This is a genomic window from Sandaracinobacteroides sp. (assembly GCF_057137845.1).
Map to the genome: position 1 here is coordinate 1 of NZ_DBNHFX010000089.1, position 2,433 is coordinate 2,433.

Consider the following 2,433-nt stretch of genomic DNA (forward strand, 5'->3'; position numbering starts at 1 on the left):
TGTGAATTTCCACGCAGAACTGACCCGGGTTTTCCATCGAGAAGTGACCCACCTGAGGGTTATGTTCCGTGGTTCAGGCTTGGGTCAAGGGCTGGGTCGCCTCCTTCCTTTTGCGGGTAGCTACGGCTGAGCTTGCCTTGAAGCGGAAGCTGTCGTTGCCGGTTTCCAGGATGTGACATCGGTGGGTCAGCCGGTCGAGCAAGGCCGTGGTCATCTTGGCGTCGCCGAAGACTGTGGCCCATTCGCTGAAGCTCAGGTTGGTGGTGATGATGACGCTGGTGCGTTCGTAGAGCTTGCTCAAGAGGTGGAAGAGCAATGCGCCGCCTGATGTGCTGAACGGCAGGTAGCCCAACTCGTCCAGGATGACCAAGTCCAGCTTCGTCAGGCTTTCGGCGATCTGACCAGCCTTGCCCTTGGTCTTCTCCTGTTCCAGGGCGTTGACCAACTCGATGGTCGAGAAGAAGCGGACCTTTCGGCGATGGTGCTCGATGGCCTGGACCCCGAGGGCTGTGGCGGCATGGGTCTTGCCGGTGCCCGGCCCGCCGATCAGCACGACGTTCTGGGCGCCATCGAGGAACTCACATTTGTGCAACTGCCGCAGGGTCGCTTCGTTGATCTCGCTGGCCATGAAGTCGAAGCCCGCGAGGTCTTTGTATGCGGGGAAGCGTGCGGCCTTCATGTGATAGGCGATCGAGCGCACTTCGCGTTCGGCCATCTCGGCCTTCAGGAGCTGCGACAGCATGGGCACAGCGGTCTCGAAGGCTGGGGCGCCCTGTTCGGCCAGCTCGGTGACAGCTTGCGCCATGCCATACATCTTCAGGCTTCGGAGCATGATGACCACAGCCCCGGCGGCAGGATCATGACGCATGGCGATCTCCCTCGATCATGGCGCGCAAGCCGTCATAACGGGCAACGTTGGCCTTTGGTTCATGCTTCAAGATCAGCGCCTGTGGTGTATCGAGTGGCGGGCCATCAATGGTCTTGCCGTCGATCAGCCGGTGCAGGAGATTCAGCACATGGGTCTTGGTCGGCACGCCCGCTTCCAGGGCCATCTCGACCGCTGACAGAACCGCTTGCTCGTCGTGGTGCAAGACGAGGGCCAGGATGTCGACCATCTCGCGATCACCGCCAGGCTTGCGCAACATGTGATCCTGCAACTGTCGGAACGCCTTCGGTAATTCTGCAAACGGCGCACCATTCCGAAGGGCCCCGGGCTTGCGTTGAACGACCGCCAGATAATGCCGCCAGTCGTAGATCGTGCGCGCTGGCAGGTTATGGGAGCGCTGGATCAGCCGCGCATGCTCACACAATATCTGCCCTTCGGCGGCAACCACCAGCCGCTCTGGGTAAACCCGAAGGCTGACCGGACGATTGGCGAAAGACGCCGGAACGCTGTAGCGATTGCGGTCGAACGAGATCAGGCAGGTTGGCGACACGCGCTTGCTCTTCTCGACAAAGCCATCGAAGGCCGTCGGCAGCGGCATCAGCGCGGCCTGTTCTTCGGCCCAGACATGGGCGATCGTTCCGGGCAGAACGCCATGCGGGATCTCGCGCCAAAGTTCGAGGCAGCGTTGTTCCAGCCATGCGTTCAAGGCTCCCAGATCCGGGAAGTTCGGCGTCGGCAACCAAAGGCGTGGCCTGGCATCCTGGACGTTCTTCTCGACCTGGCCCTTCTCCCAGCCTGAAGCCGGATTACAGAACTGAGGCTCGAAGACATAGTGGTTCGTCATCGCCAGAAACCGGGCATTGACCTGCCGGTCCTTGCCCCGGCCGACACGGTCCACGGCCGTCTTCATATTGTCGTAGATCCCGCGGCCCGGCACACCACCAAGAACCCGGAACCCATGCCAGTGGGCGTCGAACAGCATCTCATGGGTCTGCAGCAGATAGGCCCGGACCACAAAGGCTCGGCTGTGCGCCAACTTCATATGCGCAACCTGCAACTTGGTGCGCTCACCGCCGAGGATTGCAAAATCCTCGCTCCAGTCGAACTGGAAGGCCTCGCCGGGCCGGAAAGCCAGAGGAACAAAGGTCCCGCGGCCTGTCGTCTGCTGTTCCCGCTGCCGGTCGGCCCGCCATTCCCGCGCAAAGGCCGCCACGCGGTTGTAAGACCCCGTGAAGCCGAGCGCCACAAGCTCAGAATGCATCTGCTTCAGGGTCTTGCGCTGCTTGCGCGTCTTAGCGGCCTCGGACTTCAGCCATGCCGTCAGCTTGTCGGCAAAGGGGTCCAGCTTGCTCGAACGGTCCGAAATGGCGAACTTCGGCTCGACCGTGTCAGCCTTCAGGTGCTTCTTCACGGTGTTACGCGACAAGCCCGTTCGTCTCGCGATCTCGTAGAACGACAGCTTCTCACGCAGCCGCATACGCCGGATCAGGTTCAAAAGTTCCATGGTGATCACTCCAGTGCCCCCCGCAGCGCGCCGCCTTGGGGGA

General features: G+C 61.5%; 2 protein-coding genes. Both read right to left on the reverse strand.

All coding sequences use genetic code 11. The features are described 5' to 3' along the window. Nucleotides 1–73: 73 nt before the first annotated feature. Nucleotides 74–868, reverse strand: a complete 795-nt coding sequence (gene istB / locus AC16JP_RS04725) for an IS21-like element helper ATPase IstB (RefSeq protein ID WP_484339452.1) — start codon at nt 866–868, stop codon at nt 74–76. Next, nucleotides 858–2,390 carry an IS21 family transposase gene (gene istA, locus AC16JP_RS04730; RefSeq protein WP_484339453.1) on the reverse strand — a complete coding sequence of 511 codons (1,533 nt, stop codon included), beginning with the start codon at nt 2,388–2,390 and terminating at the stop codon, nt 858–860. Before istA ends, istB begins: the two co-directional genes overlap by 11 nt. Nucleotides 2,391–2,433 lie beyond the last annotated feature (43 nt).